Origin of the sequence: Micromonospora orduensis (genome assembly GCF_006228125.1) — a bacterium.
GTDB lineage: Bacteria > Actinomycetota > Actinomycetes > Mycobacteriales > Micromonosporaceae > Micromonospora > Micromonospora orduensis.
The window spans coordinates 1-25295 of record NZ_VDFY01000190.1 but is presented as its reverse complement, the minus strand read 5'-3'; the positions used below and the strand labels follow the sequence as shown (position 1 = coordinate 25295).

26 protein-coding genes and 1 pseudogene are annotated in these 25295 nt (G+C 72.5%); 9 read left to right on the top strand and 18 right to left on the bottom strand.

Annotated features, from left to right (window positions below; genetic code table 11):
* Nucleotides 1–21 precede the first annotated feature (21 nt).
* Both FHG89_RS21715 and FHG89_RS21710 read right to left on the bottom strand, forming a co-directional pair.
* Nucleotides 22–216 (bottom strand): DUF397 domain-containing protein, encoded by a 195-nt coding sequence (locus FHG89_RS21715; RefSeq protein WP_139586250.1) that lies wholly within the window; start codon nt 214–216, stop codon nt 22–24.
* On the bottom strand, nt 213–950 hold the full coding sequence (locus FHG89_RS21710) for a DUF5753 domain-containing protein (RefSeq protein WP_139586249.1): 738 nt from the start codon (nt 948–950) through the stop codon (nt 213–215). Before FHG89_RS21710 ends, FHG89_RS21715 begins: the two co-directional genes overlap by 4 nt.
* Between FHG89_RS21710 and FHG89_RS21705 the strand changes: the two genes are divergently transcribed.
* The gene (locus FHG89_RS21705) at nt 882–1316 is read left to right on the top strand and encodes a GNAT family N-acetyltransferase (RefSeq protein WP_244295702.1); all 435 of its coding nucleotides are present in this window, start codon (nt 882–884) and stop codon (nt 1314–1316) included. The genes FHG89_RS21710 and FHG89_RS21705 overlap by 69 nt on opposite strands.
* Here FHG89_RS21705 and FHG89_RS21700 read toward each other — a convergent pair.
* From FHG89_RS21700 to FHG89_RS34175, 3 genes are all read right to left on the bottom strand, one after another.
* Nucleotides 1271–1783 (bottom strand): MarR family winged helix-turn-helix transcriptional regulator, encoded by a 513-nt coding sequence (locus FHG89_RS21700; protein ID WP_244295700.1) that lies wholly within the window; start codon nt 1781–1783, stop codon nt 1271–1273. The genes FHG89_RS21705 and FHG89_RS21700 overlap by 46 nt on opposite strands.
* Before the next feature lie 2 nt (nt 1784–1785).
* Nucleotides 1786–2679, bottom strand: a complete 894-nt coding sequence (locus tag FHG89_RS21695) for an MBL fold metallo-hydrolase (RefSeq protein WP_244295698.1) — start codon at nt 2677–2679, stop codon at nt 1786–1788.
* Between the two features lie 68 nt (nt 2680–2747).
* Entirely contained in the window at nt 2748–2876 is a 129-nt protein-coding gene (locus FHG89_RS34175; protein WP_280116081.1) for a hypothetical protein, read from the bottom strand.
* A 130-nt stretch (nt 2877–3006) separates the two neighbouring features.
* On the opposite strand from FHG89_RS34175, the gene FHG89_RS21690 reads away from it, so the two are divergent.
* Complete coding sequence (locus FHG89_RS21690) at nt 3007–4596, top strand: phospholipase D family protein (protein WP_139586247.1); 1590 nt, start codon at nt 3007–3009, stop codon at nt 4594–4596.
* Here FHG89_RS21690 and FHG89_RS21685 read toward each other — a convergent pair.
* Entirely contained in the window at nt 4545–5300 is a 756-nt protein-coding gene (locus tag FHG89_RS21685; protein WP_139586246.1) for a hypothetical protein, read from the bottom strand. The two genes, FHG89_RS21690 and FHG89_RS21685, sit on opposite strands and share 52 nt — an antisense overlap.
* A 366-nt stretch (nt 5301–5666) precedes the next feature.
* On the opposite strand from FHG89_RS21685, the gene FHG89_RS21680 reads away from it, so the two are divergent.
* Nucleotides 5667–6491, top strand: coding sequence for a SigB/SigF/SigG family RNA polymerase sigma factor (locus tag FHG89_RS21680; protein WP_139586245.1), 825 nt, complete (start codon nt 5667–5669; stop codon nt 6489–6491).
* An 89-nt stretch (nt 6492–6580) separates the two neighbouring features.
* Here the strand turns inward: FHG89_RS21680 and FHG89_RS21675 are convergent, their stop codons facing one another.
* From FHG89_RS21675 to FHG89_RS21665, 3 genes are read right to left on the bottom strand one after another with little or no spacing between them, the layout of a single operon-like run.
* Nucleotides 6581–7171 carry a GNAT family N-acetyltransferase gene (locus FHG89_RS21675; RefSeq protein ID WP_139586244.1) on the bottom strand — a complete coding sequence of 197 codons (591 nt, stop codon included), beginning with the start codon at nt 7169–7171 and terminating at the stop codon, nt 6581–6583.
* Nucleotides 7168–8682 (bottom strand): APC family permease, encoded by a 1515-nt coding sequence (locus FHG89_RS21670; protein WP_139586243.1) that lies wholly within the window; start codon nt 8680–8682, stop codon nt 7168–7170. Before FHG89_RS21670 ends, FHG89_RS21675 begins: the two co-directional genes overlap by 4 nt.
* 48 nt (nt 8683–8730) lie before the next feature.
* Nucleotides 8731–9357, bottom strand: coding sequence for a GOLPH3/VPS74 family protein (locus tag FHG89_RS21665; protein ID WP_139586242.1), 627 nt, complete (start codon nt 9355–9357; stop codon nt 8731–8733).
* Nucleotides 9358–9544: 187 nt separating this feature from the next.
* On the opposite strand from FHG89_RS21665, the gene FHG89_RS21660 reads away from it, so the two are divergent.
* Genes FHG89_RS21660 through hrpB form a run of 3 tightly spaced genes read left to right on the top strand, consistent with a single transcriptional unit; the run spans nt 9545 to nt 13198 of the window.
* Nucleotides 9545–10369, top strand: a complete 825-nt coding sequence (locus tag FHG89_RS21660; protein ID WP_280116082.1) for a helix-turn-helix domain-containing protein — start codon at nt 9545–9547, stop codon at nt 10367–10369.
* A gap of 41 nt (nt 10370–10410) precedes the next feature.
* Nucleotides 10411–10611 (top strand): DUF397 domain-containing protein, encoded by a 201-nt coding sequence (locus FHG89_RS21655; RefSeq protein ID WP_139586241.1) that lies wholly within the window; start codon nt 10411–10413, stop codon nt 10609–10611.
* 28 nt (nt 10612–10639) lie between these two features.
* On the top strand, nt 10640–13198 hold the full coding sequence (gene hrpB, locus FHG89_RS21650; protein ID WP_139586240.1) for an ATP-dependent helicase HrpB: 2559 nt from the start codon (nt 10640–10642) through the stop codon (nt 13196–13198).
* Nucleotides 13199–13207: 9 nt separating this feature from the next.
* Here hrpB and FHG89_RS21645 read toward each other — a convergent pair whose 3' ends face one another.
* On the bottom strand, nt 13208–13933 hold the full coding sequence (locus FHG89_RS21645; RefSeq protein ID WP_139586239.1) for a PP2C family protein-serine/threonine phosphatase: 726 nt from the start codon (nt 13931–13933) through the stop codon (nt 13208–13210).
* 249 nt (nt 13934–14182) lie between these two features.
* Here FHG89_RS21645 and FHG89_RS21640 point away from each other — a divergent pair, with 249 nt between their 5' ends.
* Together FHG89_RS21640 and FHG89_RS21635 are read left to right on the top strand one after the other, a co-directional pair.
* Nucleotides 14183–16792 carry a glycoside hydrolase family 9 protein gene (locus tag FHG89_RS21640; protein ID WP_139586238.1) on the top strand — a complete coding sequence of 870 codons (2610 nt, stop codon included), beginning with the start codon at nt 14183–14185 and terminating at the stop codon, nt 16790–16792.
* Between the two features lie 110 nt (nt 16793–16902).
* On the top strand, nt 16903–18177 hold the full coding sequence (locus FHG89_RS21635; protein ID WP_244295696.1) for an MFS transporter: 1275 nt from the start codon (nt 16903–16905) through the stop codon (nt 18175–18177).
* Here the strand turns inward: FHG89_RS21635 and FHG89_RS21630 are convergent.
* Genes FHG89_RS21630 through FHG89_RS21610 form a run of 5 tightly spaced genes read right to left on the bottom strand, consistent with a single transcriptional unit; the run spans nt 18153 to nt 22723 of the window.
* Complete coding sequence (locus FHG89_RS21630) at nt 18153–18410, bottom strand: UBP-type zinc finger domain-containing protein (protein ID WP_139586237.1); 258 nt, start codon at nt 18408–18410, stop codon at nt 18153–18155. The two genes, FHG89_RS21635 and FHG89_RS21630, sit on opposite strands and share 25 nt — an antisense overlap.
* On the bottom strand, nt 18407–19978 hold the full coding sequence (locus FHG89_RS21625) for a Na+/H+ antiporter (protein WP_139586236.1): 1572 nt from the start codon (nt 19976–19978) through the stop codon (nt 18407–18409). Before FHG89_RS21625 ends, FHG89_RS21630 begins: the two co-directional genes overlap by 4 nt.
* Nucleotides 19979–20016: 38 nt before the next feature.
* The gene (locus FHG89_RS21620; protein WP_139586235.1) at nt 20017–20982 is read right to left on the bottom strand and encodes a TIGR03885 family FMN-dependent LLM class oxidoreductase; all 966 of its coding nucleotides are present in this window, start codon (nt 20980–20982) and stop codon (nt 20017–20019) included.
* A 52-nt stretch (nt 20983–21034) separates the two neighbouring features.
* Nucleotides 21035–22447: an NADP-dependent succinic semialdehyde dehydrogenase gene (locus FHG89_RS21615; RefSeq protein ID WP_139586234.1), complete on the bottom strand. Its 1413-nt coding sequence runs from the start codon at nt 22445–22447 to the stop codon at nt 21035–21037.
* Nucleotides 22448–22459: 12 nt separating this feature from the next.
* Nucleotides 22460–22723 (bottom strand): DUF6343 family protein, encoded by a 264-nt coding sequence (locus FHG89_RS21610; protein WP_139586233.1) that lies wholly within the window; start codon nt 22721–22723, stop codon nt 22460–22462.
* 191 nt (nt 22724–22914) lie between these two features.
* Between FHG89_RS21610 and FHG89_RS21605 the strand changes: the two genes are divergently transcribed.
* Nucleotides 22915–23766, top strand: coding sequence for a GDSL-type esterase/lipase family protein (locus FHG89_RS21605; protein WP_139586232.1), 852 nt, complete (start codon nt 22915–22917; stop codon nt 23764–23766).
* 3 nt (nt 23767–23769) lie between these two features.
* Here FHG89_RS21605 and FHG89_RS21600 read toward each other — a convergent pair whose 3' ends face one another.
* The 3 genes and pseudogenes from FHG89_RS21600 to FHG89_RS21595 all read right to left on the bottom strand — a co-directional run.
* A complete protein-coding gene (locus FHG89_RS21600; RefSeq protein WP_139586231.1) occupies nt 23770–24438 on the bottom strand; it encodes an EcsC family protein in 669 nt (222 codons plus the stop codon).
* A 60-nt stretch (nt 24439–24498) separates the two neighbouring features.
* Nucleotides 24499–24645: a hypothetical protein gene (locus FHG89_RS33075; protein WP_167517487.1), complete on the bottom strand. Its 147-nt coding sequence runs from the start codon at nt 24643–24645 to the stop codon at nt 24499–24501.
* Between the two features lie 106 nt (nt 24646–24751).
* Nucleotides 24752–25295 (bottom strand): annotated as a pseudogene (locus tag FHG89_RS21595) (peptidase M23); the annotation flags it as partial.

Below are 25295 nucleotides of genomic sequence, written 5' to 3'. Positions count from 1 at the left end.
GGGCCTTTGGCGTAGCAATGATCAGGAGACGGGGCCGAGAGCCTTCGCGAGGTCGACGAAGCCCTGCCATTGCACCGGCCCGAAGGCCAGCGTCCCGCCGTCACGGTTCTTCGTGTCGCGAACAAGGACGACACCGGGGAGATTGTCGGCGACCTCGACGCACGCGCCGCCGTTGCTACCGCTCTTCGTGCTCTTGCGCCACCGCGCGCCGGTCATGTCCATGATGATGCCGCTTCCCTGATGAGATCGAGAGACTGCGTCCTAGGTAGAGCATCACCAACTATGCGCGCCCATCGCCGTTCGAGGGTAGCAATTTCCGCTGCATTGTCTGTGATGTGCGCCTTGACCTGGCTGTCTTGGTGCGCCATCCGGGGACCATCGAGCACGTCGGCGAGGATGAACGGGCCGCCCATTCCGAGGTACATCGGAGTCTCACGCGGAACCACATGGATCTGCACCAACTCGGCGCACACGGCGATGTGCTCGCACTGCTCACGCATAACCGTGTTGGTAGGTCCCACCCGCCGACGCAAAACCGACTCGTCCATCACGACGACGACGAGCGGTGGCCGCTTCCGGTGCAGGATGGCCTGCCGCTGCATCCGCGCCGCGGTCAGCTCGTCGACTTCGTCAGCGCTGAAGGATTCGATCTCAAGCGTGGCCCTGGCGTACGCCTCGGTCTGTAGCAGACCGGGCACCCAGGCCAGCTCGAACCATCGAATGACGGTGGCCTCGTGCTCGATCTCGGCCCATTGACGAAACCATGATGGTTCACGGCGCTTAAGCACGTCCGGCCAAAGGTCCCCTACGTCCCGAGCGAGCAGCGTTGCGATCTGGGAACGGTGACGTGGTCGCGGCACACGTCCGGGGTTGACCCATCGTTGCGCAGTCTTCGGGTCGACGCCCACATCGACCTGTTCCTGGTCGCGGTCGACGACGCCACCGGCCAACCGCTCGGCTGCGCCGCGCTGCGCCGCCTCGACCCGGTCACCGTCGAGATCAAGCGGATGTACGTGGTACCGGCACGCCGCGGCTCGGGACTGGCGACCGACTTGCTCCGAGGGCTGGAGGAGGCCGCACTCGAGCGAGGTTGGACGACCATCCGGCTGGAGACCGGCGTGGCCCAGCCGGACGCGATGCGCTTCTACGAGCGCGAGGGCTACCGCGAGATCCCGCTGTACGGCGCGTACGTGGGCTCCGACAACTCGGTCTGCTACGAACGCGTCCTACCTGACAGAGCACCTGCTGTCGGCCACGTCCTGGGAAGCGTTCATATGCATGATCCCGGGTCTTCGGCCGAGCCGATGATGACGTAGAGGGCCCGTCGCAGCTGTGCGACCTCGGCCGCCGGGATGGGCCGGACCGCGTCGGCCTCCCGAGCTTCGGCGCCGGCGGCGACAGCCGCCCGCGCCGCGTCGCCCTTCGGGGTGACGGCGATGATGCGGGCCCGCCGGTCTCGCGGGTTGACGCGCCGTGAGACGAGCTCCATGCGCTCGAGCCGGTCGATCTCCGCAGTAAGAGTCGTCTTGTCCATGCCGAGGGCTTGCCCGAGTTCGACCTGGGTGAGATCGGCGGTCTTGTGCAGAGCACTGAGGACGATGTGGTCGCGCAGCGACAGGCCGTGGCGTTCTGCTTCCGCGCCGACGAGTGCGTGCATCCGCTGGGCCGCCCGGTGGAGCAGCCACGTGAGTTCGGAGTCGGGCCCCGGTCCCAGAGTGGGGCGCTGCGGTGCCTCGTCGTCGATCGTCGGATCGGAACGGCTTGAGGCGGGTGAGGCAGGCATGGTCACAGTGTCACGCTCGGGAACCGGGACGGCAGAAGCGGGATGCTGTCGTAGGCGGCGACATCGTGGGCCGGAACGACCTGCAACACGCGGCTGAGGGCGATGCTGCGCTGCAGTCCGACCCGGACGGTTTTGGCGTCGACATCGGCGACGCGGCGCATCAACCACGGACGTTCCGCACCACGGCGGATGCCGTCCATCTGCCAGGTGAGGTCGCCGATGAACGCATACCGCTTCCCGGAGGGCAGCGTGACGAACACGACGACAGAACCCGAGGTGTGCCCGGCGGCGAGGGCCACGATCACGGAGCCGTCTCCGTAGACGTCGAAGCTCGCCGGAAAGCCGAGATGCTCCGGGCCGTCGAAGGCGTACTCCCGGATCTCCAGACCTTGCGACACCGCGCGGAACACCCTGCCGTGCGAGTCGTCGGCGCCGTAGCGGATCTCGGCCTCGTTGATCCACACCGGCACCCGCAGGGAGTCCAGGCCGCTGACGTGATCCCAGTGCACGTGCGTGACGAGCACGCCCAGAAGCCGGGACCGGTCATAGCCGGCCGCGTCGAGTTGCTGCGCCGCGGTCCGGTCGAGCCGGTACGGAGCACGCTCCATCCGCGCCAGCATCGTGATGTGCTCCGCCACGTGCTCCCCGAACCCGGCGTCGATGAGCAGGTCGCCCTTCGGGTGGGAGATGAGCACGGCGGTGGCCGCGAAATCCCGCTTCTCCCGGATGGACCCTCCGGTCACGGCAAACACCGCTCGCGTCGTATAGGTGCCGGTGGGCAGACGGTACAGCGCCATGTCGGCCGGCGGAGTCGCCTCCGGCGGCCGCCCTGTCCAGTACGAGGAAGGCGAGATAACCACGCCCGAAACCGTACGACCCAATAACGTCCGAGTCAAGAACGTCTGAGCTAGGAGGATTCAGTCCGCCGATCGTGCACTTTCTGCTCGGGAGCCGCAGCGCCGTCTTACGAGACCGCGAAAATACCGGCGACGCCCAGGATCACCATCACCAACACCGCTACCAGCGCCCCCCGCTCGCTCTCCACCGCCGGCTCGCGGTGCTCGGTCACGGGGTTGGTCGTCTCGCGGGGCATGGTGTGGCCTCCTCGGCTGTTGTCGCTGCTCACGTGGGGTCATCCAGGTCACCGGTCGGCTGACCTGGCATGCGGACCCGCGTCCGGGGTCCTACCGTGAGGACGTTGTCGACCTCCGGGGGGCTGGACGGTGCCGTTGCAAGAGTGGTTCCTCACCGCGCGGGAACGGGCCAACCCGGTCTCTGAGTTACCCGTCTGGACCAGCGGAAACCTCGCCGAGCCGTTGATTCACGGCGCGGCGTACTTCGACCGGCTGGTCGAGGAGGTGGAGGCGCTGACCGCCGGCGACCACCTCTTCTTCACCGACTGGCGGGGCGACCCCGACCAACGGCTGCGCCCTGACGGCCCCACCGTGGCGCAGCTCTTCGCCCAGGCCGCGCAGCGTGGCGTCGTGGTCAAGGGCCTGATCTGGCGCTCCCACCTCGACGTGCTGGCCTACAGCGAGGCGGAGAACCGCAACCTCAGCGAGGCCATCTCCGCGGCCGGCGGCGAGGTGCTGCTCGACCAGCGGGTCCGCCGCGGCGGCTCGCACCACCAGAAGCTGGTGGTGCTGCGGCACCCGGGCGCCCCGGAGCGGGACATCGCGTTCGCCGGCGGGATCGACCTGTGCCACAGCCGCCGCGACGACGCCGCCCACCACGGCGACCCGCAGCCGGTGCAGATGTCCCCCCGGTACGGCCCGAACCCGCCCTGGCACGACGTGCAGCTCGCGGTGCGCGGGCCGGTGGTCGGCGCCCTGGACACCGTCTTCCGGGAACGCTGGACCGACCCGATGCCCCTGGACTCGGAGAACCCGATGGCGTACGCGCGGGACCGGCTGCGCGGCGCGGACCTGCGGCCCGACCCGCTGCCCGAGCAGCCCGCCGACCCGCCCGAGTGCGGGCCGCACCACATCCAGGTGCTGCGCACCTACCCCGCCGTGCGGCCCCGCTACTCGTTCGCGCCCGACGGCGAGCGGACCGTGGCCCGGGGCTACACCAAGGCGGTCCGCCGGGCACGCCGGCTCATCTACCTGGAGGACCAGTACCTCTGGTCGACCGAGGTCGCCGACCTGTTCGCGCAGGCGCTGCGGGACAACCCCGAGCTGCACCTGGTCGCCGTCGTACCCCGGCACCCGGACGTGGACGGCAGGCTGGCGCTGCCGCCGAACATGGTCGGCCGCGAGCAGGCGCTGTCGCTGTGCGAGCGGGCCGCACCGGACCGGGTGCACGTGTTCGACGTGGAGAACCACGCCGGCGACCCGGTCTACGTACACGCCAAGGTCTGCGTGGTCGACGACGTCTGGGCCAGCGTCGGCAGCGACAACTTCAACCGCCGGTCCTGGACGCACGACAGTGAGCTGTCCTGCGCCGTGCTGGACGACACCCGCGACGAGCGGGAGCCCACCGACCCGGCCGGGCAGGGCGACGGGGCGCGGGTCTTCGCCCGGGACCTGCGACTGCGGCTCTGGCGCGAGCACCTGGACCGCGACCCGGACGGCCGTGACGACGCCGACCTGCTCGACCCGGCCGACGCCGTCGCGGCGATCACGGCCGCCGCCGACGCCCTGCAACAGTGGTACGACGGCGGCCAGGCGGGTGAACGCCCGTCCGGGCGGCTGCGTCCGCACCGACCCGAGCGGCTGCCGTGGTACACCCGCGCCTGGGCGCTGCCGGCGTACCGGTTGGTCTACGACCCGGACGGCCGGCCGCTGCGGGCCAGACTGGCGGGCACCTGGTGAACCGTCCGGGCCTGCTCCGGCATGCTGGCCGAGCCCGGGTGCACGGTCAGGCCACCGGGGTACGCGAACGAGGAGCGCGGGGAGAAGTAGCCGAAGCCGATGGTCAGCGGGTTGTCCGGTCGTAGCGCGTACAGCGGGTGCCCGGGCTGGAGGAACTCCACCGACTCGATCTCGAACGGCGCGACCGGCTCGGCCACGAACGGGTAGACCGAGCTGAGGAGCTGACCGTCGCGCCGGGTGAAGTAGCGGTGGTGCCCGCTGCTGATCACATGCCCGGTCTCGCCCACCCGGCAGCGCGCCCGGACCAGCGGCACACCGTCGATCTCGGTCTCGGAGCACAGGTCCTCGCCGTCGACCTCGATGCGGGTGCGACCGGCGAACGTCGGGGCGCCACGGGCGGCGGCGTACTCCCGCACGCGCCGGCTGGAGGCCACGTAGTGGGTCCACCAGCCGCCCGGGTTGAGCCCTCCGGGCGCGTCCGCGCCGGCCAGCGACACACCGAGGTACGTCAGCGAGTACGCGCCGAAGCCGGAGGTCTGCGTCTCGTCATCGACGACGTACTGGTTGAGGAACACCTGGCGGTCGGGGCGGGGGCACAGCCCCACCGGGACCAGGGCGGCGACCGCGTCCGGATCCGCCGGCAGCCAGCTGAAGTAGAGCGTGCGACTGTTCACGACGAGCTGGGGAGCGGCTGGATCGAGCATGGTGCCTCCGAACCGGGTGTGTACAGGCGACGCTACGGCCGGTCCCACCGGCGGGACAACGACGGATAGGCGACACTCCTGCCCCGTTGTCGGATTTCCTGTTGACCGTCCGGTGGTCGGGGTCGACCGATCGGCTCGGCGGCGGTGGGCGACCGGCCGGTCGGAAACAGGTAAGAGACCTCACACTCCCCAGGAGTTCCGCCCGATATGGGCTTTTCATGAGTGAAAATCACATAAGTACATCAGCCTTTCGGCTAGATTTCGGCGAGACGATCAGGCTAAGGTGAGTCCCGAACGGCCCATACGAAGCTAAACCAAAAAGCGTCACGTCTTTTGTCCGCGGACGAGGTGCAGGGAGGACCACCCATGACCGCGCCAACGATCACCGAGCAGCCGAGCACCGCTGTCCGGAGCACCACCAAGCTGGACCCGCGCGCGCTCACCGACAGCGCCGCCGATCTGCTCAACGCCATGGCGGCGCTGCCGGCCAACCACCCGTCCCGCGCCGCGCTGCGCGACCGGGCGATCGAGGCCTGGCTGCCCCTGGCGAACCACCTCGCCCACCGCTACAGCGGGCGGGGCGAGCCGACCGACGACCTGGCCCAGACCGCCGCCGTCGGCCTCATCAAGGCAATCGACAAGTTCGACCCGACGCGCGGCGTCGACTTCGCCGGGTACGCCATCCCCACCATCATCGGTGAGCTCAAGCGGCACTTCCGCGACCGCACCTGGGACATCCGGGTGCCGCGCCGCCTCCAGGAGCTGCGGCTGGCCATCTCGGACGCCAACAGCTCGCTGCTGCAGACCCTCGGCCGCTCGCCGACGGTCGCCGACATCGCCGCCCACCTCAAGCTCACCGAGGAAGAGGTCCTGGAGGGCCTGGAGGGCGCCCGCGCGTACAACGCGGTGTCGCTGTCCACCCCGACGGGGGACGGCGACCGGGCCACCGAGCTGGGCGACATGCTCGGCGGCGAGGACAACGAGTTCGAGCTGGCCGAGCTGCGGGTCGCCCTCGGCCCCGCGCTGGCCACCCTCGACGAGCGCGAGCAGAAGATCCTCACGCTGCGGTTCTACGGCAACCTGACCCAGTCGCAGATCGCCGACCAGATCGGTGTGTCGCAGATGCACGTCTCCCGACTGCTGGCCCGGGCGCTGACCAAGCTGCGCGGCCAGCTCGACGGCACGTACTAGACCCCCTGACGAAGAGGGGCCGGGTCCAGATGGACCCGGCCCCTCTTCGCGTCACACGCGGTACGTGTCACGCGGACGTGACAAGTCGGTCAGCTACCGGCCGGCTCGCGCCACATCGGCCAGAACGGCGTGCCGTCGGGCACCCGGAACGGCTCACCGGCCCGGTAACCGTGCTTCGCGTACAGGTCCCGGCTGCGCGGACTGCTCGCCTCCAGGTACGCCGGCATCGCGTTGGCGTCCAGCCACGCGTGGTGGTGCTCCAGCAGCGCGGTGCCCAGCCCGTGCCCCTGCCGATCCGGCCGCGTCGCCAGGAATGCCAGGTGGTGGTGGTCGGGATGCGGGTGGTTCGCCGCGAACAGGTCGTCGAGGTGGCGGAACCGGTCGGTCCACTCGCCGCACGCGGCGGCGAGCCGGGCGTCGTAGTCCTCCGGCGCCGGAGGCTGCTCGCCGACCGACGGGAACCACACCGCGACCGAGGTGCGGTCGGCGGTGGCGTACACCATGCCGTGGCGCATCGCGTGCCCGACCAGGATCTCGAAGTTCCCGGCCAGGACGGCCTCACGCTTGCTCGCGTCGGGCACCAGCCAGGACGTCACCTCCAGGGCGGTGAACGCCTCGGCGATCCGGCCGGCAACGAGCGCGGTGTCCTCCGGCTCGAGCCGGTCGATGTGCACGCTCACCGCGTCACCTGCACGCTGGCCGGCGCGTCCGCCTTCACGGCGGCGGCGGCGCTCGCCGCGCCGAGCCCGATCCGGGCGTACGTGTCCGGGCGGCTGCCGCGCAGCACCAGCGCCCAGATCACGCCCAGCGCGGCCGCCACCGGGTACACGGCCGGCAGCGCCCAGCGCAGGGTGGAGTCCGGCTCGACGCCGAGCAGGTTCGCGAAGTTCGACACGGCCAGCCAGATGATCACGAGGAGGGCGATTGTCGCCAGGCCGGGGGCGATGGCCCGCCGCCAGACGTTCTCGCCGGCGCCGCCGGAGCGGGCGAAGTAGGCGATCACCGCCACCGAGGTGGTGGCGATCAGCAGCAGCACGCCGAAGCCGCCGGTGGTGCCGCCCCAGAAGAACAGCTGGACCACCGGGTCCCAGCCGTTCGCCGCGTACAGCAGGATGACGAGCAGGCCGAGGGCGCTCTGCGCCAGCGAGGCGGCCCTGGGCGCGCCGGAGCGCGGCGAGGTCTGCCCGAACACCGCCGGCAGCACCCGTTCGCGGCCCAGGGCGAACGTGTAGCGCGCCGTGGTGTTGTGGAAGGAGATCATCGCGGCCAGCACCGAGGTCAGGAAGAGCACCTGGCCGATGGTGACCGCGGTGTCGCCGAGCTGCGCGGCAGCCAGGTTGAAGATCAGGCCCACGCTCTGCTCGCCGGCCTCGGCGACGATCCGGTCCGGTCCGACGGCGACAGTCATCGTCCAGGACGACAGCGCGTACAGCCCGGCGATGATCGCCACCGACAGGTACGTGGCCAGCGGCACGGTCCGCTTCGGGTCCTTGCTCTCCTCGCTGAAGACCACCGCGGACTCGAAGCCCACGAACCCGAGGATCGCCAGCACCAGCACGGCGCCCACGCCCGGCACGAAGAGATTGTCCGGCGACAGGGCGGCGAAGCTGACCTGACCGTCGGCCGGGTTGCCGAGCTGACCGATGTCGAAGACGAGGATCACCACGATCTCGGCGACCAGCAAGGCGGCCAGCACGAGGCCGTTGATGTCGACCCGGAGCAGGCCGAGCAGGCCGACCAGCGCCCACGCCACCAGGGCGACGATCGACCAGTGCGGGTGGCCGCCGAAGATCCGGTCGAGCACCGGCTCGGCGGCGACGCCGATGGTCCCGTACAGCCCGACCTGCAACGCGTTGTACGCGAGGAGCGCCACCCAGGCGGCACCCACACCCGCCGGCCGGCCGAGGCCACGGGAGATGTAGGCGTAGAAGGCGCCGGCGTTCTCCACCCGGCGCGACATCGCCACGTAGCCGACCGAGAACAGGCCGAGCACCGCGGCGACCACGAGGAAGGCCAACGGGATGCCGGTCACACCGATGACGCCGTAGCCGGTGGTGACCACACCGGCGACCACGGTCAGCGGCGCGGCCGCCGAGAGCACGAAGAAGATGACCGAGGGGACGCCGAGGCGACCCCGGGCGAGGGCTTCGGAGACGTTGCTGGGTCGGTCGACTGTCGATGTCGGGGGCATACGACTACTCCGGTTGTCGAGGGGAGGGGAAGGGGGTTACCGGGTGGGTCACGGAAAGCCGCGCAGCACCGCGGCGCCGACGGCGGCCTCGGTGTGCCCGACGAGTTCCTTCAGGGGCGCCGGCAGCGCGGGGATGAGAACGTTCAACCGGTGGTGGGCGCGGGGGCCGGCGCTCCACAGCACCTCACGGGTCAGCCCAGCCGCCACGACCAGCCCGAGCAGCAGCGCGTCCGGCACGCTCGGCGGGTCCGGTCGCTCCAGCAGCGCCCGCAACCGGGTGGCCGGCCAGGCCACCGCGTTGAGGTCGATCGGCAGGTAGGTGACCGACGTCCGCAGCAGTCGGCGGCTCTCCCGGCGGCGGAGCACCCCGGCGCGGGCCAGCCGCTCCCCCACCGAGCTCGTCGCGCTCTGCGACAGGAAGCTGAGCCAGGTGTTCACGGCCTGGTGGTGGGACTCGCCGATCAGCTGGTCGAGGACGGTGTGTGCCAGCGCGTCGGCGGGAGGACGCCTGTCGACGACGCTCACCTGCCCGGCGGAGACCGTGAGGTGTCCATACAGGATCAGCTCACCGAGAAGGCCCGCCGCCAACCCGAGGCCGGTCGCCGCGGGGTGCAGTTTGGCCTTGCCACGACTGTCGTTGTGAGCGATCAGGAAGAACTCGTCGGCGATGAGCAAACGGTCCTCCCGGAAGGGTGTATGTCCACAGTGATCGCAACCGGGGAAAGGATGCACCGAGAGCTACTGCAATGCAACTCCCAGATTTGAAAGTTGCACTCCGTACAGGCGCGACCTGCGGATCTCGCCATGTCAGACTCGGACGGTGACCGCCACCCCCGCCATCCGACCCACCGCCAGCCCGACCGTGCGCCGTCGACGCATCGCTCGGGAACTCCGCCAGCTTCGGGAACGCGCGGGGATGACCCTCGATGTGGCGGCCCGGCAGCTCGACATGTCCAAGAGCAACCTCTCCCGGATCGAGACCGCGCAGATCGGCATCAAGCCACGCGACGTCCGCGCGGCTCTGGCCCTCTACCAGGTGACCGGCGCGGACGCCGAGGCGTTGATCGAGATCGCCCGCGGCGCCCAGCAGCGCGGCTGGTGGCAGAACTACAGCGACGTGCTGCCCGAGTGGTTCGAGTTCTACGTGGGGCTGGAGGCCGAGGCGGCGGCGCTGCGCACGTACGAGGCCGAGTCGGTGCCCGGGCTCCTGCAGACCGAGGCGTACGCGCGGGAGATCTACCGGCGCACCGCGGGCGAGGACGGCCTGGAGCGCAAGGTCGCCGCCCGGCTGCACCGGCAGGAGGTGCTACGCCGTGACGACCCCGTCCACCTGTCGGTCGTGCTCAACGAGGCGGTCCTGCTGCGCCCGGTCGGCGGCGCCGCGGTGATGGCCGAACAGGTGGCCCACATGAATCGAATCGCTCAACTACCCAACGTGACAATCCAGGTACTTCCGTTCGCTGCCGGCGGGCACCCGGCGATGAGCACCCCGTACGTGATCCTCAACTTCGCCGACGCCGCCGACGCGTCCGTGGTTTACCTGGATAACCTCACGATGGGACTGGCTCTGGAGGATGCCGATCAAGTGCTCGGGTATAGCCTTCTGCACGAGGAGCTGTGCCGGATGGCGCTCGATCCGACGGCGTCGTTGACCCGCTTGGAGCAGGCTTCTCGTAACTTTGCGTGACCGCGTCTGCGGCACGCCGACGCAGACGAGAGGCACCGCGGATGACGGCGTACGACCGGACCGGGGCGGACTGGCGCACCAGCACGCGCAGCAGTGGCAACGGCAACTGCGTGGAGGTCGCGACAGTCGACGGTCAGGCCGCCGTCCGGGACAGCAAGGACCGCTCCGGTCCGGTCCTCGCGTTCGCGGCGCCTGCCTGGCGGAGCTTCCTGCGCGGCGTGGGCGGCGTCCGCCGCCGGTGAGTCAAGCGAGCCGGTGCGAGACTGGGCCGTGCTCTCCGACGTAACAGTGGACCTGCCGGTCCGCCCGGTGCTGCCGGCGCTGGTCGCGGCACTCGACGCGGCCGGCGCCGGGGTGCTGGTCGCGCCGCCCGGCACCGGCAAGACCACGCTCGCGCCGCTGGCCGTGGCCGACCGGGTCACCGGTCGGGTGGTGATCGCGCAACCGCGTCGGGTGGCGGCCCGCGCCGCCGCCCGGCGGATGGCCGAGCTGCTCGGCGAGCGGGTCGGCGAACGCGTCGGCTACGCGGTCCGCGGCGAGCGCCGGGTCGGCCCGTCCACCCGCGTGGAGGTGGTCACGACCGGCCTGCTGGTCCGCCGCCTGCACCAGGACCCGGAGCTGCCCGGTACGGGTGCCGTGCTGCTCGACGAGTGCCACGAGCGGCACCTCGACGCCGACCTGGCGCTGGCGTTCACTGTGGAGGCCCGGGCCACCCTCCGGCCGGACCTGTGGCTGCTGGCCATGTCCGCCACCCCGGACACCGACCGGTTCGCCGCGCTGCTCGGCGGGGACGCCCCCGCCCCGGTCGTCCGGGCCGAGTCGGCGCTGCACCCGGTGCGGCGGATCTGGGCGCCACCGCCACGGCCGGTCGCGCCCCCCGGAGCGGGACCGGTCGACCGGGCCCTGCTCGACCACGTGGCGGCCACCGTACGGCGGGCACTGCGCGAGCACGACGGCGACGTGCTGGTCTTCCTGCCCGGCGCCGGCGAGATCGCGGCCGTCAGCGGCCGGCTCGCCGATCTGCGGGACACCGTCGCGCTCCTGCCCCTGCACGGCCGTCAGCGCGGCAGTGAGCAGGACGCCGCCCTGCGTCCGGCCGACCGGCGACGCGTCGTGCTGTCCACCGCCCTGGCCGAGACCAGCCTGACCGTCCCGGGCGTGCGGGTCGTGGTGGACGCCGGGCTGTCCCGGGTGCCCCGCGTCGACCTGGCCCGAGGGCTGGGCGCGCTGGTCACCGTGCCCGTCTCCCGGGCCGCCGCCACCCAGCGGGCCGGCCGGGCCGGCCGGGAGGCCCCCGGGTCCGTCTACCGGTGCTGGTCCGCGGCGACCCACGAACGGCTGCCCGCCCGCGCCGAGCCGGAGATCGCCACCGCCGACCTGACCGGCTTCGCGCTGGAGCTGGCCGCCTGGGGCCAGCCGGACGGCGTCGGGTTGGCGCTGCCCGACGCGCCTCCGGCGGCGGCGATGACGGTGGCCCGGGACACCCTGGTCACCCTGGGCGCGGTCGACGCCGACGGCCGGATCACCGCGCGCGGACGGGCGATCGCCGCCGCCGGCGCGCACCCACGGCTGGCGCGGGCGCTGCTCGACGGCGCGGGCCGGGTCGGCCCGGACCGTGCCGCCGAGGTGGTGGCCCTGCTCGCCGAGGAGAGCGCCGCCGGCCCCGGCGACGACCTGGTCGCCGGTTGGCGCCGCCTGCGTGCCGGCGCCGACCCGGGAGCGACCGCCCGCTGGCGCACCGAGGTACGACGGCTGCGCGCCGCGCTGCCCGTCGACGCCCCGACCGGGGGCCACGGCCTGGCCGGTCCACGGGGCACGGCCGGCGGACGGGCCGACTCCGCCGGGCTCACCGACGATCTCGCCGCGGGGCTGCTGGTCGGTCTGGCGTACCCGGAACGGCTGGCGCGGGCGCGGCGACCGGGCGGCTCGGCGTACCTCATGACCGGCGGAACCGCCGCGGAGCTGGCGGCCGGGTCGGCGCTGGTCGGCTCCGACTGGCTGGCGGTCGCCGTCGCGGACCGCACCCCCGGCGCGCCGTCGGCACGGATCCGCCGAGCCGCGCCGGTGGACGAGGCGACCGCCCGGGACGCGGCCGGCCCGCTGCTGTCCACCCGGCGGGAGGTCGGCTGGTCCGACGGGGACGTGGTGGCCCGGGAGGTGACCCGGCTGGGTGCCATCGAGCTGCTCCAGCGCCGGCTCGACCGCCCGGAACGCGCCGAGCTGACCGGGGCGCTGCTGAACGGCCTGCGCCAGGAGGGGGTCAGCCTGCTGTCCTGGACGCCGGCCGCCCGGTCCCTGCGCGAGCGGCTGGCGTTCAGCAGGCACCACCTCGGCGCCGAGTGGCCGGACGTCGGCGACGAGGCACTGCTCGACGCCGCCCCCACCTGGCTCGGCCCGGAACTGGCCGCCGCCCGGCGGCGCGCGGACCTGGCCCGGGTGGACGTGGCCTCGGCGCTGCGCCGGCTGTTGCCCTGGCGGCAGGCGGCCCGGCTGGACGAGCTGGCCCCCGAGCGGATCGAGGTGCCCAGCGGCTCACGGATCCGGGTCGACTACACCGACCCGGCGGCGCCGGTGCTGGCGGTGAAACTCCAGGAGACGTTCGGCTGGCCGGCGGCTCCGCGCATCGCCGACGGCCGGGTGCCGGTGCTGCTGCACCTGCTCTCCCCCGCCGGACGGCCGGTCGCGGTCACCGCCGATCTGGCCTCGTTCTGGCGCACCGGCTACCCGCAGGTGCGCTCGGAGCTGCGCGGACGCTATCCCCGGCATCCGTGGCCGGAGGACCCGGGCACGGCGACGCCCACCCGCCGGGTCACGCCACGCCGGCGCTGAGGGCGCCTGTCACTCCTGCACCACGTCGGCCACCACCACTGTGACGTTGTCCGGTGCGCCGGCGTGCAGCGCCAGGTCGATGAGCTTGCCCACGCAGGCGGCCCGGTCCGGATGGTCGGCGAGCACCTCGGCGAGCGTGTCCGGGCGGACCACGTTGGAGAGGCCGTCGCTGCACAGCAGCCACCGGTCACCGGCGCGGGGCACCATCGTGGCGTACGACGGGGAGACCTCCTCGCCCTGCAACGCCTGGGTGACGACCGCCCGGCGCGGATGACTGCTGGCCTGGTCCGCGGTGATCACGCCCTGCTCCACCAGCAGCTGGACGAATGTGTCGTCCCGGGTGACCTGCTTGAGCACGCCCTCGCGGAACAGGTACGCCCGCGAGTCGCCGACGTGGGCGAGGGCCAGGCAGCTGCCGGTACGGGCGAAGAGCAGGGCGGTCAGTGTGGTGCCCATGCCCTGACGCTCGGGATCCTCGGCGACCGCCTGCCGGATCCTCGCGGTGGCCAGGGCTATGCCGCCCTGGAGCGCGGCCACCAGGGCGTCCTCGGGCGTCTCCACGTCGAGCGGGGCGACCGCGTCGATGGTGAGCGCGCTGGCGAGGTCACCGGCGGCCATCCCGCCCATGCCGTCGGCGACGGCGACGAGCCAGGTCCCGGCGTGCAGGGCGTCCTGGTTTCCGCTGCGGATCAGCCCACGGTCGCTCGTTCCCACGGAACGCAGCTTCAGGGTCATGGGAGGCAGCCTGCCAGGCGAAGGGCGCAGTTGTCTCTAGGAGATCAGGACGGCGGCGCGTGGCGCGGTCAATCTCACGTCTCGGGGTCGGCACGTCACCGCGACGTTGCCCATGTTGCACGGCAAAACCCATCCAGTCAGATCAATTGACACGGCGGATCGCCACTGGAAACATCGAGCCGACACCTGGGAGCGCTCCCAGGTCCTGCCACCACCACCGTCCCACCCCCGGTCCCGGAAGGACTCCCCGTGACGACACCCCGACGCCGCCTCCTGCTGGCCGCGGCGACCGCCCTCGCCCTCACCGGCGCGGGCGCCGGCGCGGCCCACGCCGACCCCCCACCGGACGCCCCCGAACAGATCGACAACGGCGACTTCAGCGCCGGCGTCAGCCCCTGGTTCTCCTTCGGCACCGGCGCGCTCGCGGTCACCGACGGGCGGCTCTGCACCACTGTCGCAGGCCGGCTCGCCAACCCCTGGGACGCCGGCATCGGCCAGGACGGCGTACCGCTGATCGCCGGCGCCGAGTACACCCTCGGCTTCGCCGTCTCCGCCACCCCCGGCGCGGCGGTCAAGGCCGTGCTCCAGCTCGGCAGCGCCCCGTACACCACGTACGCCGCCGTGGACGCCACCGCCACCGGCACCGCCCAGCGCGTCGAGCAGACCTTCACCGTCCCGGACGACAACCCGAACGCCCAACTGATCTTCCAGGTCGGCGGCTCCCCCGAGACGCAGACCATCTGCCTGGACGACGTCTCGCTGCGCGGCGGCGAGCCGCCCGAGCCGTACGTGCCGGACACCGGGCCGCGGGTCCGCGTCAACCAGGTCGGCTACCTGCCCGGCGGGCCGAAGAACGCCACAGTGGTCACCGACGCCACCGGGCCGCTGCCCTGGCAGTTGCGCTCGGCCGCCGGCACCGTGGTGGCCAGCGGCACCACCACCGCCCGGGGTGTCGACGCCGCCTCCGGACAGAACGTGCAGACCGTCGACTTCTCCGGCTACCGCACCCCCGGGACCGGGCTGACGCTCACCGTGGACGGGGAGACCAGCCGCCCGTTCGACATCTCCGGCACGCTCTACGACCAGCTGCGCTCGGACTCGTTGCAGTTCTTCTACGCCCAGCGCAGCGGCATCGCCATCGACGGGGGCCTGATCGGCGACGAGTACGCCCGCCCCGCCGGTCACCTCGGCGTCGCGCCCAACAAGGGCGACACCAACGTGCCCTGCCAGCCGGGTGTCTGCGACTACTCGCTGGACGTACGCGGCGGCTGGTACGACGCCGGCGACCACGGCAAGTACGTGGTCAACGGCGGCATCGCCACCTACCAGCTGTTGAACACCTTCGAGCGGACCAAGACGGCCGCCACCGCGGCTGGCGGAGCCCGGCTCGCCGACAGCACGCTGCGGGTGCCCGAGCGCGGCAACGCCGTGCCGGACATCCTCGACGAGGCCCGCTGGGAGTTGGAGTTCCTGCTGCGCATGCAGGTGCCGGCCGGCAAGCCGCTCGCCGGTATGGTCCACCACAAGATCCACGACCAGAACTGGACCGGGCTTCCGCTCGCCCCGCAGGACGACCCGCAGCCGCGCGAGCTGCACCCGCCGTCGACCGCGGCCACCCTCAACCTGGCCGCCACCGCCGCCCAGTGCGCGCGGCTCTTCGCGCCGTACGACGCGGCGTTCGCCGGTCGCTGCGCCACCGCCGCGAAGACGGCCTACGCCGCGGCCAGGGCCCACCCCGCGGTGTACGCCAGCCCGACCGACGGCACCGGCGGCGGCGCGTACGACGACAGCAACGTCACCGACGAGTTCTACTGGGCGGCGGCCGAGCTGTACCTCACCACCGGGGCGCAGACCTACCTGTCCGACCTGACCGCCTCGCCGCACCACACCGGCGACGTGTTCGACGCCCGTGGCTTCGGCTGGCAGAGCGTCGCCGCGCTGGGCCGCCTCGACCTGGCCACCGTGCCGAACGGGCTGCCCGCCGCCGATCTGACCCGGGTCCGCGCCTCGGTCACCACCGCCGCCGACGCGTACCTCTCCGAGCTGCGCCGCCAGGCGTACGGGCTGCCGATGCCCGGTGACGCCAACAGCTACTTCTGGGGCGGCAACAGCAACATCATCAACAACGCCGTGGTGCTGGCCACCGCGTTCGACCTGACCCGCAACCCGGCCTACCGGGACGGGGCGGTGCAGGCGATGGACTACATCTTCGGTCGCAACGCCCTGAACATCTCCTACGTCACCGGGTGGGGCGAGCACGCGGCGCAGAACCAGCACAGCCGCATCTTCGGCCACCAGCTCGACCCGAGCCTGCCCCGCCCGCCCGCCGGTTCCCTCGCCGGTGGCGCGAACGCCGCCCTCCAGGACCCGTTCGCGGCGCAGCTGCTGGCCGGCTGCGCGCCACAGTTCTGCTACGTCGACGACATCAACTCGTACGCGACAAACGAGGTGGCGATCAACTGGAACTCGGCGCTGGCGTGGATCGCCTCGTTCCTGGCCGACCAGGGTGACGCCGGGGCGGTGCCGGCCACCACCTGCTCGGTGGACTACACCAACTACGGCGCCTGGCAGGGCGGCACCGGGTTCACCGCGCAGGTGACCGTGCGCAACACCGGTACCACGGCCGTCAACGGCTGGAGCGTGCGCTTCGCGTTCACCGGCGACCAGCGGGTCCGCGAGGCGTGGCTGGCGAAGGTCACCCAGTCCGGCGCGACGGTGACCACGCGCAACGAGTCGTACAACGCCAGGATCGCACCCGGCGGCACGGTGACGTTCGGCTTCAACGCGACGACGGCCGGCGGCGCCAATCCTGACCCGGGTCTGGTCACGGTCAACGGGGCGGCCTGCTCGCTGAGCTGACTCCCCTCCTGGTGGCCGCCCGTCACGGGCGGCCACCAGGAGGCCACGCTGTGACGAAGGCCGCTCCGCGTGGGGCATCGACGGGCGGGCGTCGCCTCTAGGTTCGATGTGTGGGCATCACGGCTGCGATTCTCGGCCGCTGGCGGTCGTTGTCGCCGCTGCCGCCGCCCGGTCGGCTGCGCACCCTGTCGCTTGCCACTCTCGCCAATACTGTCGGCACCGGGCTGTGGGTGACCGGCGCGGCGCTCTACCTCACCCGCGTCGTCGGGTTGACCCCCACCGAGGTGGGGCTGGGGCTCACCGCCGCCGGTCTGGTCGGGCTGACCGCCAGCGTGCCGATCGGCGGGCTGGCCGACCGGTGTGACCCCCGGAGCCTGCGGGCGGTGCTGCAACTGGCGCAGGCCGCCGTCGCGGCCACGTACCTGCTGGTCGGCTCATTTCCGGCCTTCCTCCTGGTGGCCACGCTGGACGCGCTGCTGGTCTCCGGCAACCTGGCGGTCCGCGCCGCGTTGGTAGCCGCCGTCGGCGGTCCGCGGGGCCGGGTGCACGCCTTCGCCACCCTGCGCGCGGTGGCCAACCTGGGCGTGGCGGTCGGCGCGGCGCTGGGCGGGTTCGCGCTGGTGGCGGACACCCGGTGGGCGTACCGGATGCTGGTGCTCGGCAACGTCGTGACCTACCTGGTCTCGGCGGCGCTGATCATGCGACTGCCGGCGTACCCGCCGGCCCGGCGGGCGGTCCGGCCGCGAGCTGGTCGGGCGCTGCGCGACGGGCCGTTCCTCGCGGTCGCCGGGGCCTCGGCGGTGCTCTCCCTGCACTGGGTGGCGCTGACGTTGGTGCTGCCGCTGTGGGTGGTGACCCGCACCGACGCGCCGCCGGTGACGGTCTCCGCCGTGCTCCTGGTCAACACGCTGCTCACCGTGCTGCTCGCGGTACGGCTGAATCGTGGCGCGCGGCGGGCGCTGCCGGCGGCGCGGACGATGCGCCGCGCCGGGCTCGTGCTCGCGGCCGGGATGCTGCTCTGGGCCGCGACCGACGCCGTACCCACCGCGCTGGCGATCATTCTGCTGCTCGGTGCCACCGTGATCTACACCGTCGGCGACCTGTGGCACGGCGCGTCCGGGGCGGCGCTGGCGTACGACCTGGCCGCCCCGGATGCCCTCGGCGCCTACCAGGGGGTCGACGGACTGCTGACCGGGCTGGCCCGCGCGGCGGGGCCGGCCCTACTGACCTGGCTGATCCTCGACGGCGGCCCGACCGGCTGGCTGGTCCTGGCCGGGCTGCTCGCCGTCACCGGTCTGGCCGTGCCGCCGCTCGCCCGGCGGGCCCTGGCGACACGCGCCGGATCAGCAGCGGTCAGCGATCAGCCGATCTCCTCGTCGACGTAGCACCAGCGCCAGGCCTCGCCGGGCTGCGCCGAACGGATCACCGGGTGACCGGTGGACGCGTAGTGCTTGCTGGCGTGCTGGTTGGGCGACGAGTCGCAGCAGCCGACCTGCCCGCAGGTCAGGCAGGTGCGCAGGTGCACCCAGTACGTCTCGCCGATGGCGACGCAGTCCGCGCACTCGTCGGGGGTGCGCGGCTCGGCGGCGCCGGCCTCGGCCAGGTGCTGGCAGCTCACTTCTCGACCTCCCGCAGCAACGACTCTTCCAGGTCCAGGTCACGATAGGCCTGCACCAGCACCTCCTCAGGGATCCGACCGGAGTCCCGGGCGGCCCGGAACACCTCCCGCTCGGCGTCGATCATCTCTTGTCGCAACCGACCGTACGCCTGCGACGGAGTCTCCCGCTCGGCCCCTCCGAGCCGCTCCCAGGCCATGTTGGTGCGGTCCTCCGACGCCCGGCGCAGCCGGTCCACCACCGCCTCCGGGGCACTGTCGGCCAGCTCGTCGAGGCGTTCCCGGGCTGCCCGGCTGGCCTGCTGCTGCACACCGGCGGCGGACAGCGCGTCCTGCACGGGGTCGTCCTGCGGCAGCTTCAACCGGCGGGCGACAAGCGGTAGCGTGGCGCCCTGACCGACAAGCGTGAAGACGATCACCGCGAAGGCCAGCCAGATGAACAGAGCCCTCGGGTACGGCTCACCGTCGGCCAGGGTGAGCGGCAGGGCGAGGGCGGCGGCCAGGGTCACCACACCGCGCATCCCGGCCCAGCCGATGATGATCGGGAACTTGGGCGACGGCCGGACATCCCGGCGGCGAACCCGCGGGACCAGCCGGGCCAGGTAGGTGGCCGGGAAGAGCCAGACGAACCGGGTCAGGAAGACGGCGGCGAGCACCGCGAAGGTGGTCAGGACGAGCGAGCCGACCGGTTCGTCCAGGTCGCGGAGCACCTCCCGCAGCTGGAGCCCGACCAGCAGGAAGACCAGGCCCTCCAGCAGGAAGCGGACCAGCCGCCAGAACGCGCCGACCTGCAACCGGGACGCCGCCGACAGCAGCTGGGGCAGCTTGTGCCCGAGCACCAGGCCGGTGACGACCACCGCGACCACACCGGAGGCGTGCAGGTGCTCGGCGGTGAACACCACCGCGAACGGGATGATCAGCGACAGCGCGTTGTCCAGCAGCGGGTCGGTGATCCGCCGGTGCAGGAAACCGAAGACCAGCGCGCCGAGCGCCCCGATCAGGATGCCGCCGCCGGTGGCCCGCAGCACCTCGACCGCGACCTCGGTGGTGCCGACCGCCGAGCCGATGGTGGCCAGCGTCGCGACCCGCAGCAGCACCAGCGCGGTGGCGTCGTTGACCAGGCTCTCGCCCTCCAGGATGGTGACCACCCGGCGGGGCAGGCCGACCCGGCGGGCGACCGCCGTGGCGGCCACCGCGTCCGGCGGGGCGACCACCGCGCCGAGGGCCAGGCAGATCGCGAACGGCAGCTGCGGCAGCAACAGGTGCAGCACGAACCCGACCACGAACGCGGTGAACAGCACCAGACCGACGGCGAGCAGCAGGATGGGCCTGATGTTGGTCTTGAACGCCGGCACCGACGTCTCCAACGCGGCGACGTAGAGCAGCGGCGGCAGGATGCCGACGAGCACCAGCTCGGGGTCGAGCTCGACCTGCGGGAAGCCCGGCACGAACGACAGCGCCAGGCCGAGGACGACCAGCACGATCGGCGCGAGCAGGCCGAACCGGCGGGCCAGCGCGGCGCCCAGGGTGGCGATCGCCAGGAACACGACGACCGGAAACAGGCTTTCCATGGGGTACGAGCCTAGGGGCACGCGCAGGCGCGCCCGGATCAGCCGCCCGGGCGCAGCTTCGGCAGCACTTCGGCGCCGAACGCGTCGATGAACGCGCGCTGCTCCTGCCCGACGTGGTGCAGGGCGATCTGGTCGAAGCCGAGCTCCAGGTACTCCTGGAGCCAACCGACGTGTCGGCCCAGGTCGGCGGAGACGTTCACCACCTCGGCGACCCGCTGCGCCGGCACGTCGGCGGAGACCACGTCGAAGTGCTCGACGGTCTCCAGGTCCCAGCAGACCGGCGGGGCGAAGACGTTGCTGCGCCACTGGTCGTACGCGAGGGCCTCGGCCTGCGCCTGCTCCGGTGCCCAGGAGACGTGCACCTGGAGGTGCAGGGACCCACGGCCACCGGCGTCCCGGTACGCGTCGATCATCTCGCGCAGGTGCGCCACCGGGGCGTTGACGGTGATCAGGCCGTCGGCCCACTCGGCGCACCAACGGGCGGTGGCCACGCTGACGGCGGCGCCGACCAGCGCGGGTGGCTCCTCGGGGCGGGTCCACAGCCGGGCCCGGTCCACCCGGACCAGGCCGTCGTGACTGACCTCCTCGCCGGCGAGGAGGGCGCGGATCACGTCCACGCACTCGCGCAGGCGGGCGGCGCGGACGTCCTTGCGCGGCCACGCGTCGCCGGTGATGTGCTCGTTGCTGGCCTCACCGGTGCCCAGCGCCGCCCAGAACCGACCCGGGTACATGGCGCCGAGGGTGCCGATCGCCTGCGCGATGATCGCCGGGTGGTACCGCTGCCCAGGTGCGTTGACCACGCCGAACGGCATGCCGGTGGCCTGCAGGGCCGCGCCCAGCCAGGACCAGGCGAAGCCGGACTCGCCCTGCCGGGCGCTCCACGGGGAGAAGTGGTCCGAGCACATGGCGGCGTCGAAGCCGGCCCGCTCGGCGTGCATCACCGCCTCCAGCAGGGCGCGCGGACCGATCTGTTCATGCGAGGCGTGGAACCCGAACGACGTCATGGGCGCACTTCCTACCCATCACGGCGTCCGGTGATGCGTGCCGCGCGGGAAGCTACTCGGCGTGCGCGCCGGCGCCGGCGGAAGCCGCACCCTCGCCCACCCAGACCGTCTTGATGTTGCAGAACTCCCGCATGCCCAGTTCGGACAGTTCCCGCCCGTAGCCGGAGTTCTTCACACCGCCGAACGGCAGCTCCGGGTACGAGGTGGTCATCCCGTTGATGAAGACGTTCCCGGCGTCCAGGTCGGTGGCGAAGCGTTCCTGCTCGGCCGGGTCCCGCGTCCAGGCGTTCGAGCCGAGCCCGAAGCTGGTGCCGTTGGCGACCTCGATCGCCTCGGAGTACGACGACACCCGGTACAGGCCGGCGACCGGGCCGAAGACCTCCTCGGACCACATCCGCATTTGCGGGGTGAGGTCGGTGACCACGGTCGGCGGGTAGAACCAGCCGTCGCCGCCGGGCAGCTCACCGCCGCAGAGCACGGTCGCGCCGTTGTCGACCGCGTCCCGCACCTGGGCGTGCACCTCGTCGCGGCCCCGCTCGCTGGCCAGCGGGCCGACGTCGGTGTTCGGGTCCATCGGGTCGCCGACGCGCAGCGCGGCCATGTTCGCGGCGAACTTCTCGGCGAACGCGTCGAAGACGTCGGTGTGCACGATGAACCGCTTGGCGGCGATGCAGGACTGGCCGTTGTTCTGGCAGCGGGCAGTGGTGGCGACCTCGGCGGCCCGGTCCACGTCGGCCGAGGGCATCACCACGAAGGGGTCGCTGCCGCCGAGTTCGAGGACTGTCTTCTTCAGTTCCCGTCCGGCGATCTGCGCGATGGACCGACCGGCGGTCTCGCTGCCGGTGAGCGTGGCGGCGCGTACCCGGGGGTCGCTGAGGATGCGGTCCACGGCGTCCGAGCCGACCAGCACGGCGGTGAACGCCCCCTCGGGGAAGCCGGCCCGCCGGAACACGTCCTCCAGCAGAAGCGCGGTCTGCGGCACGTTCGAGGCGTGCTTGAGCAGGCCGGTATTGCCGGCCATCAGCGCCGGCGCGGCGAAGCGCATCACCTGCCAGAGCGGGAAGTTCCACGGCATCACCGCGAGCACCACGCCGATCGGCTGGTAGCGGATGAACGCCCGGGTCGCCTTGACGGCGTCGGCGTCGGCCGGCTGGTCGGCGAGGAACGCCGACGCCTTGTCGGCGTAGAAGCGGGCGGCCGTGGCGCACTTGGTCACCTCGGCCTGCGCCGCCACGTACGTCTTGCCCATCTCCGTGGTCATGATCCGGGCGATCTCGTCGCGTTCGGCGTCGAGCAGGTCGGCCGCCGCCCTCATCCACCCGGCGCGCTGCTCGACGGTGGTCGCCCGGAGCTGCCGGAACGCGAGGTCGGTCCGCTCGATGGCGGCGTCGAGCTGTTCGGTGGACATCGCCTCGTAGGTCTTGAGCACCTGACCGGTGGCGGGGTTGGTGGTGGCGATGGGCATCTCGTCCTCCTGTCACTCGAACAGCGAGTGTCGTACGCCCGGCTCCTCGCGGCGGCGGGCGGCGCGGCGGCGCTGGATCACGACCAGGTCGACCACGGCGACGGCGGCGAGGATCGCGCAGACCACGCCGAGCCAGACGATGCCGGCCCAGAACGCCAGCACCGCGAAGATCACCATGATCACCAGGCCGAAGGTGGCGAGGGCGAGGCGGAGGTTCAGCGCGCTGTTCGCGTGGCCGACGGTGCCGCGGGCACGCCGGGGCTGCGATCTCGTCATACCTCCCGATCTACCCCCGATCGGGGGACTTAACCGGTACGGGGCTCGGGCCGTACCGGGCGGCCTCATAGCAGCCGAGCGATGCCGGCGCCGGCACTCTGCCGCATACCCGACAGCACCTTCCCGACAAACCACGTCCTACGCTTAGAGTTACCGGACTGTCGCTCTGCGCTGCGGAAACGGGAGACGTCATGCCTCGACGCTGGGTCGCCACCCTGGCCTGCCTCGCGGCGCTTGTCGCGTTGGCCTGCGAAGGAGGCGGTTCGGCGGCGCCCCGCCCCACCCGCAGCGCCGGGCAACCCGGCGGACCGGGCGGCATCGCCGCCCTCGGCGACTCGATAAGCACCGGCTTCGCCTCCTGCCTGGTGCTCACCTCCTGCGAGCGCAACTCCTGGTCGACCGGGGACGGCCTGCGGGTGCGCAGCCACTACCGGCGACTGCTCGACCAGGACCCGTCGATCCGCGGCCGGGCGTACAACCACGCCCGTTCCGGCGCCCGCGCGGACGCCCTGGAAGGGCAGGCGAAGGCCGCGGTACGCGACCGCGCCGACTACGTCACCGTGCTGATCGGCGCCAACGACGTCTGCCGGGGCGGGGTGGACGCCATGACACCGGTGGCCGAGTTCCGGGCCGACGTCGACCGCGGCCTGCGGGCACTGCGTACCGGCCGCCCCAAGGCCCGGGTGCTGGTGGTGAGCATCCCCGACCTGTACCGGCTCTGGGAGGTCGGGCACGGCGACGCGCGGGCGACGCGCGCCTGGCGACGCGGCGTCTGCCCGGCCCTGTTGGCCAACGCGACGTCGACCGCGCCCGCCGACCGAAGCCGTCGGGCCGCGGTGCGGGACCGGATCGACGCGTACAACAGCGAGTTGGTGGCGGCGTGCCGGGCGTACGGCTCGCGCTGCCGGCACGACGGCGGCGCGGTGCACCGGGTGCGGTTCACCCTGGACATGCTGAACCCGCTGGACTGGTTCCACCCGAACGTCGACGGGCAGGGCCGGCTCGCCGAGGTGACCTGGCGCTCCTCCGGCCTCGCCGACTGACGCTCAGCCCTGCCGGGGGCCCGGCAGGGCCGCGCCGCGCGGCCGGTAGAGCTCCCGGGAGCGCTCGGCGAGTTCCTTGGTGGCCGACGAGTTGGCCCAGGTGCCCAGCACGATCGCGGCGCCGGGCACGAGCTTGGCGACCATCCGCTTGGCCGCCCGCACACCGGCCATCCGGGCCAGCCGGACGCTGAGTTGCAGCATGACCCGGCCGAGCGGGCGGTGCCCGCCCAGTCCGAAGAGCGCGTCGGCGCGCTCGCGGCCGGCGGCGACGCCGAGTGCCAGGCGGGCACTCTCGGCGACCTTGTGCACCCGCTGGAGCACCAGCAGGTCGGTGGCCCGGTCGGTGTGCAGCGGGTCGACGTCGTACGCGGCGGCGATGTGCAGCACCATCCGCGCCTGCGTCCAGGCCAGCACACCCACGTCGAGGACGGCCCCGGGCAACCCGGCCGCACCGGACACCGCACCGGAGAGGCGGGCCAGGTTGACGAACTTGCGGGCCGCCTGGTCGGCCAGCGCGTCGGCCGGGATGCCGGGCTGCTCGGCGCGGGCGCGACCGGCCCACTGCGCGGCCTCCGGGCCGAGCCGGCGTACCGCCTCCAGGGCGAGATGCTCCGGGGCGTACTGCGGATCGTCGCGCATCCGGTCCCAGAGTCGGGCCGGCGGGCCTTCCACGGCCTCCGCCGGGCCGGCCGGCGACGTGGCGGACGGCGGGCAGGACGGCCGACGTGGTGGTCAGCGGCGACGGTTGGAGAACCGCGACGCCAACCCCTTGAGCTTCTGCTGGTTGGCGGGCTTGGCCATCTCGCGCCGACCGCGGTCGACCAGCTGCTGCCCCTTGGGCGATCTCAGAAAAGCGCTGATCCGCTGCATCAGTGACATAACGTCCTCCTGTCGATGATCCCTCAGTCATGTGTACCCCGAACCCGCAACGGATGTACCCGGGACGCGACAGGCTCAACCCTCACCGTCCATAGTGGTCGGTAGGCTACCGCCCGCTCGGCAGGATGGCGTCGACGACCCGGACGGCCCGCCACTCGTGCTTCTGGTAGTGCTCGGGGTACGCGGAGACCTGCACCGCCTGGGCGGCGTCGGTGAGCCGCATCCGCTCCCAGCCGGGCACCTGCTCAAGCGCGGTGAGGAACTGCCGGGTGGCGAACTCCGGGTCCATCAGCCGACCCACCGGCCCCCAACCGCTGCTGGAGCGCTGCTGGAACAGCCCGACCGAGTCGTGGTCCCAGCCGACGCCCTGGTGCGGGTAGTTCTGCGACTCGGGCAGCACACCGCTCGCCACGTTGTACAGGTTGCTCTCCTGCATGGCGGTGGCCACCGCGATGACCAGGCCACGACGCGGCACGCCCATCCCCCGCCCGGCGCGGACGATCGCCTCGGCGTTCTCCATCTGGTCCTCGTCCAGCCCGGCGACGGGCGCCGGGTCGGTCGGGGGGGCCGAGGCCGCCTTGCGGGCCGGCGACGCGGCGTCCGGGTCGGCGGAGGAAGGGGTGGCCGCGGGGGTCGACGGGGTGGCGGAG

Bases quoted from the DNA above. Each gene is read 5' to 3' on its own strand.
- FHG89_RS21670 (WP_139586243.1), bottom strand. From the start codon at position 8,682: ATGCCCCCGACATCGACAGTCGACCGACCCAGCAACGTCTCCGAAGCC.
- FHG89_RS21615 (WP_139586234.1), bottom strand. From the start codon at position 22,447: ATGCCCATCGCCACCACCAACCCCGCCACCGGTCAGGTGCTCAAGACC.
- FHG89_RS21625 (WP_139586236.1), bottom strand. From the start codon at position 19,978: ATGGAAAGCCTGTTTCCGGTCGTCGTGTTCCTGGCGATCGCCACCCTG.
- FHG89_RS21655 (WP_139586241.1), top strand. From the start codon at position 10,411: ATGACGGCGTACGACCGGACCGGGGCGGACTGGCGCACCAGCACGCGC.
- FHG89_RS21685 (WP_139586246.1), bottom strand. From the start codon at position 5,300: ATGCTCGATCCAGCCGCTCCCCAGCTCGTCGTGAACAGTCGCACGCTC.
- FHG89_RS21700 (WP_244295700.1), bottom strand. From the start codon at position 1,783: ATGCCTGCCTCACCCGCCTCAAGCCGTTCCGATCCGACGATCGACGAC.
- FHG89_RS21620 (WP_139586235.1), bottom strand. From the start codon at position 20,982: ATGACGTCGTTCGGGTTCCACGCCTCGCATGAACAGATCGGTCCGCGC.
- FHG89_RS21605 (WP_139586232.1), top strand. From the start codon at position 22,915: ATGCCTCGACGCTGGGTCGCCACCCTGGCCTGCCTCGCGGCGCTTGTC.
- FHG89_RS21645 (WP_139586239.1), bottom strand. From the start codon at position 13,933: ATGACCCTGAAGCTGCGTTCCGTGGGAACGAGCGACCGTGGGCTGATC.
- FHG89_RS21610 (WP_139586233.1), bottom strand. From the start codon at position 22,723: ATGACGAGATCGCAGCCCCGGCGTGCCCGCGGCACCGTCGGCCACGCG.
- FHG89_RS33075 (WP_167517487.1), bottom strand. From the start codon at position 24,645: ATGTCACTGATGCAGCGGATCAGCGCTTTTCTGAGATCGCCCAAGGGG.
- FHG89_RS21715 (WP_139586250.1), bottom strand. From the start codon at position 216: ATGACCGGCGCGCGGTGGCGCAAGAGCACGAAGAGCGGTAGCAACGGC.
- FHG89_RS21680 (WP_139586245.1), top strand. From the start codon at position 5,667: ATGACCGCGCCAACGATCACCGAGCAGCCGAGCACCGCTGTCCGGAGC.
- FHG89_RS34175 (WP_280116081.1), bottom strand. From the start codon at position 2,876: ATGCCCCGCGAGACGACCAACCCCGTGACCGAGCACCGCGAGCCGGCG.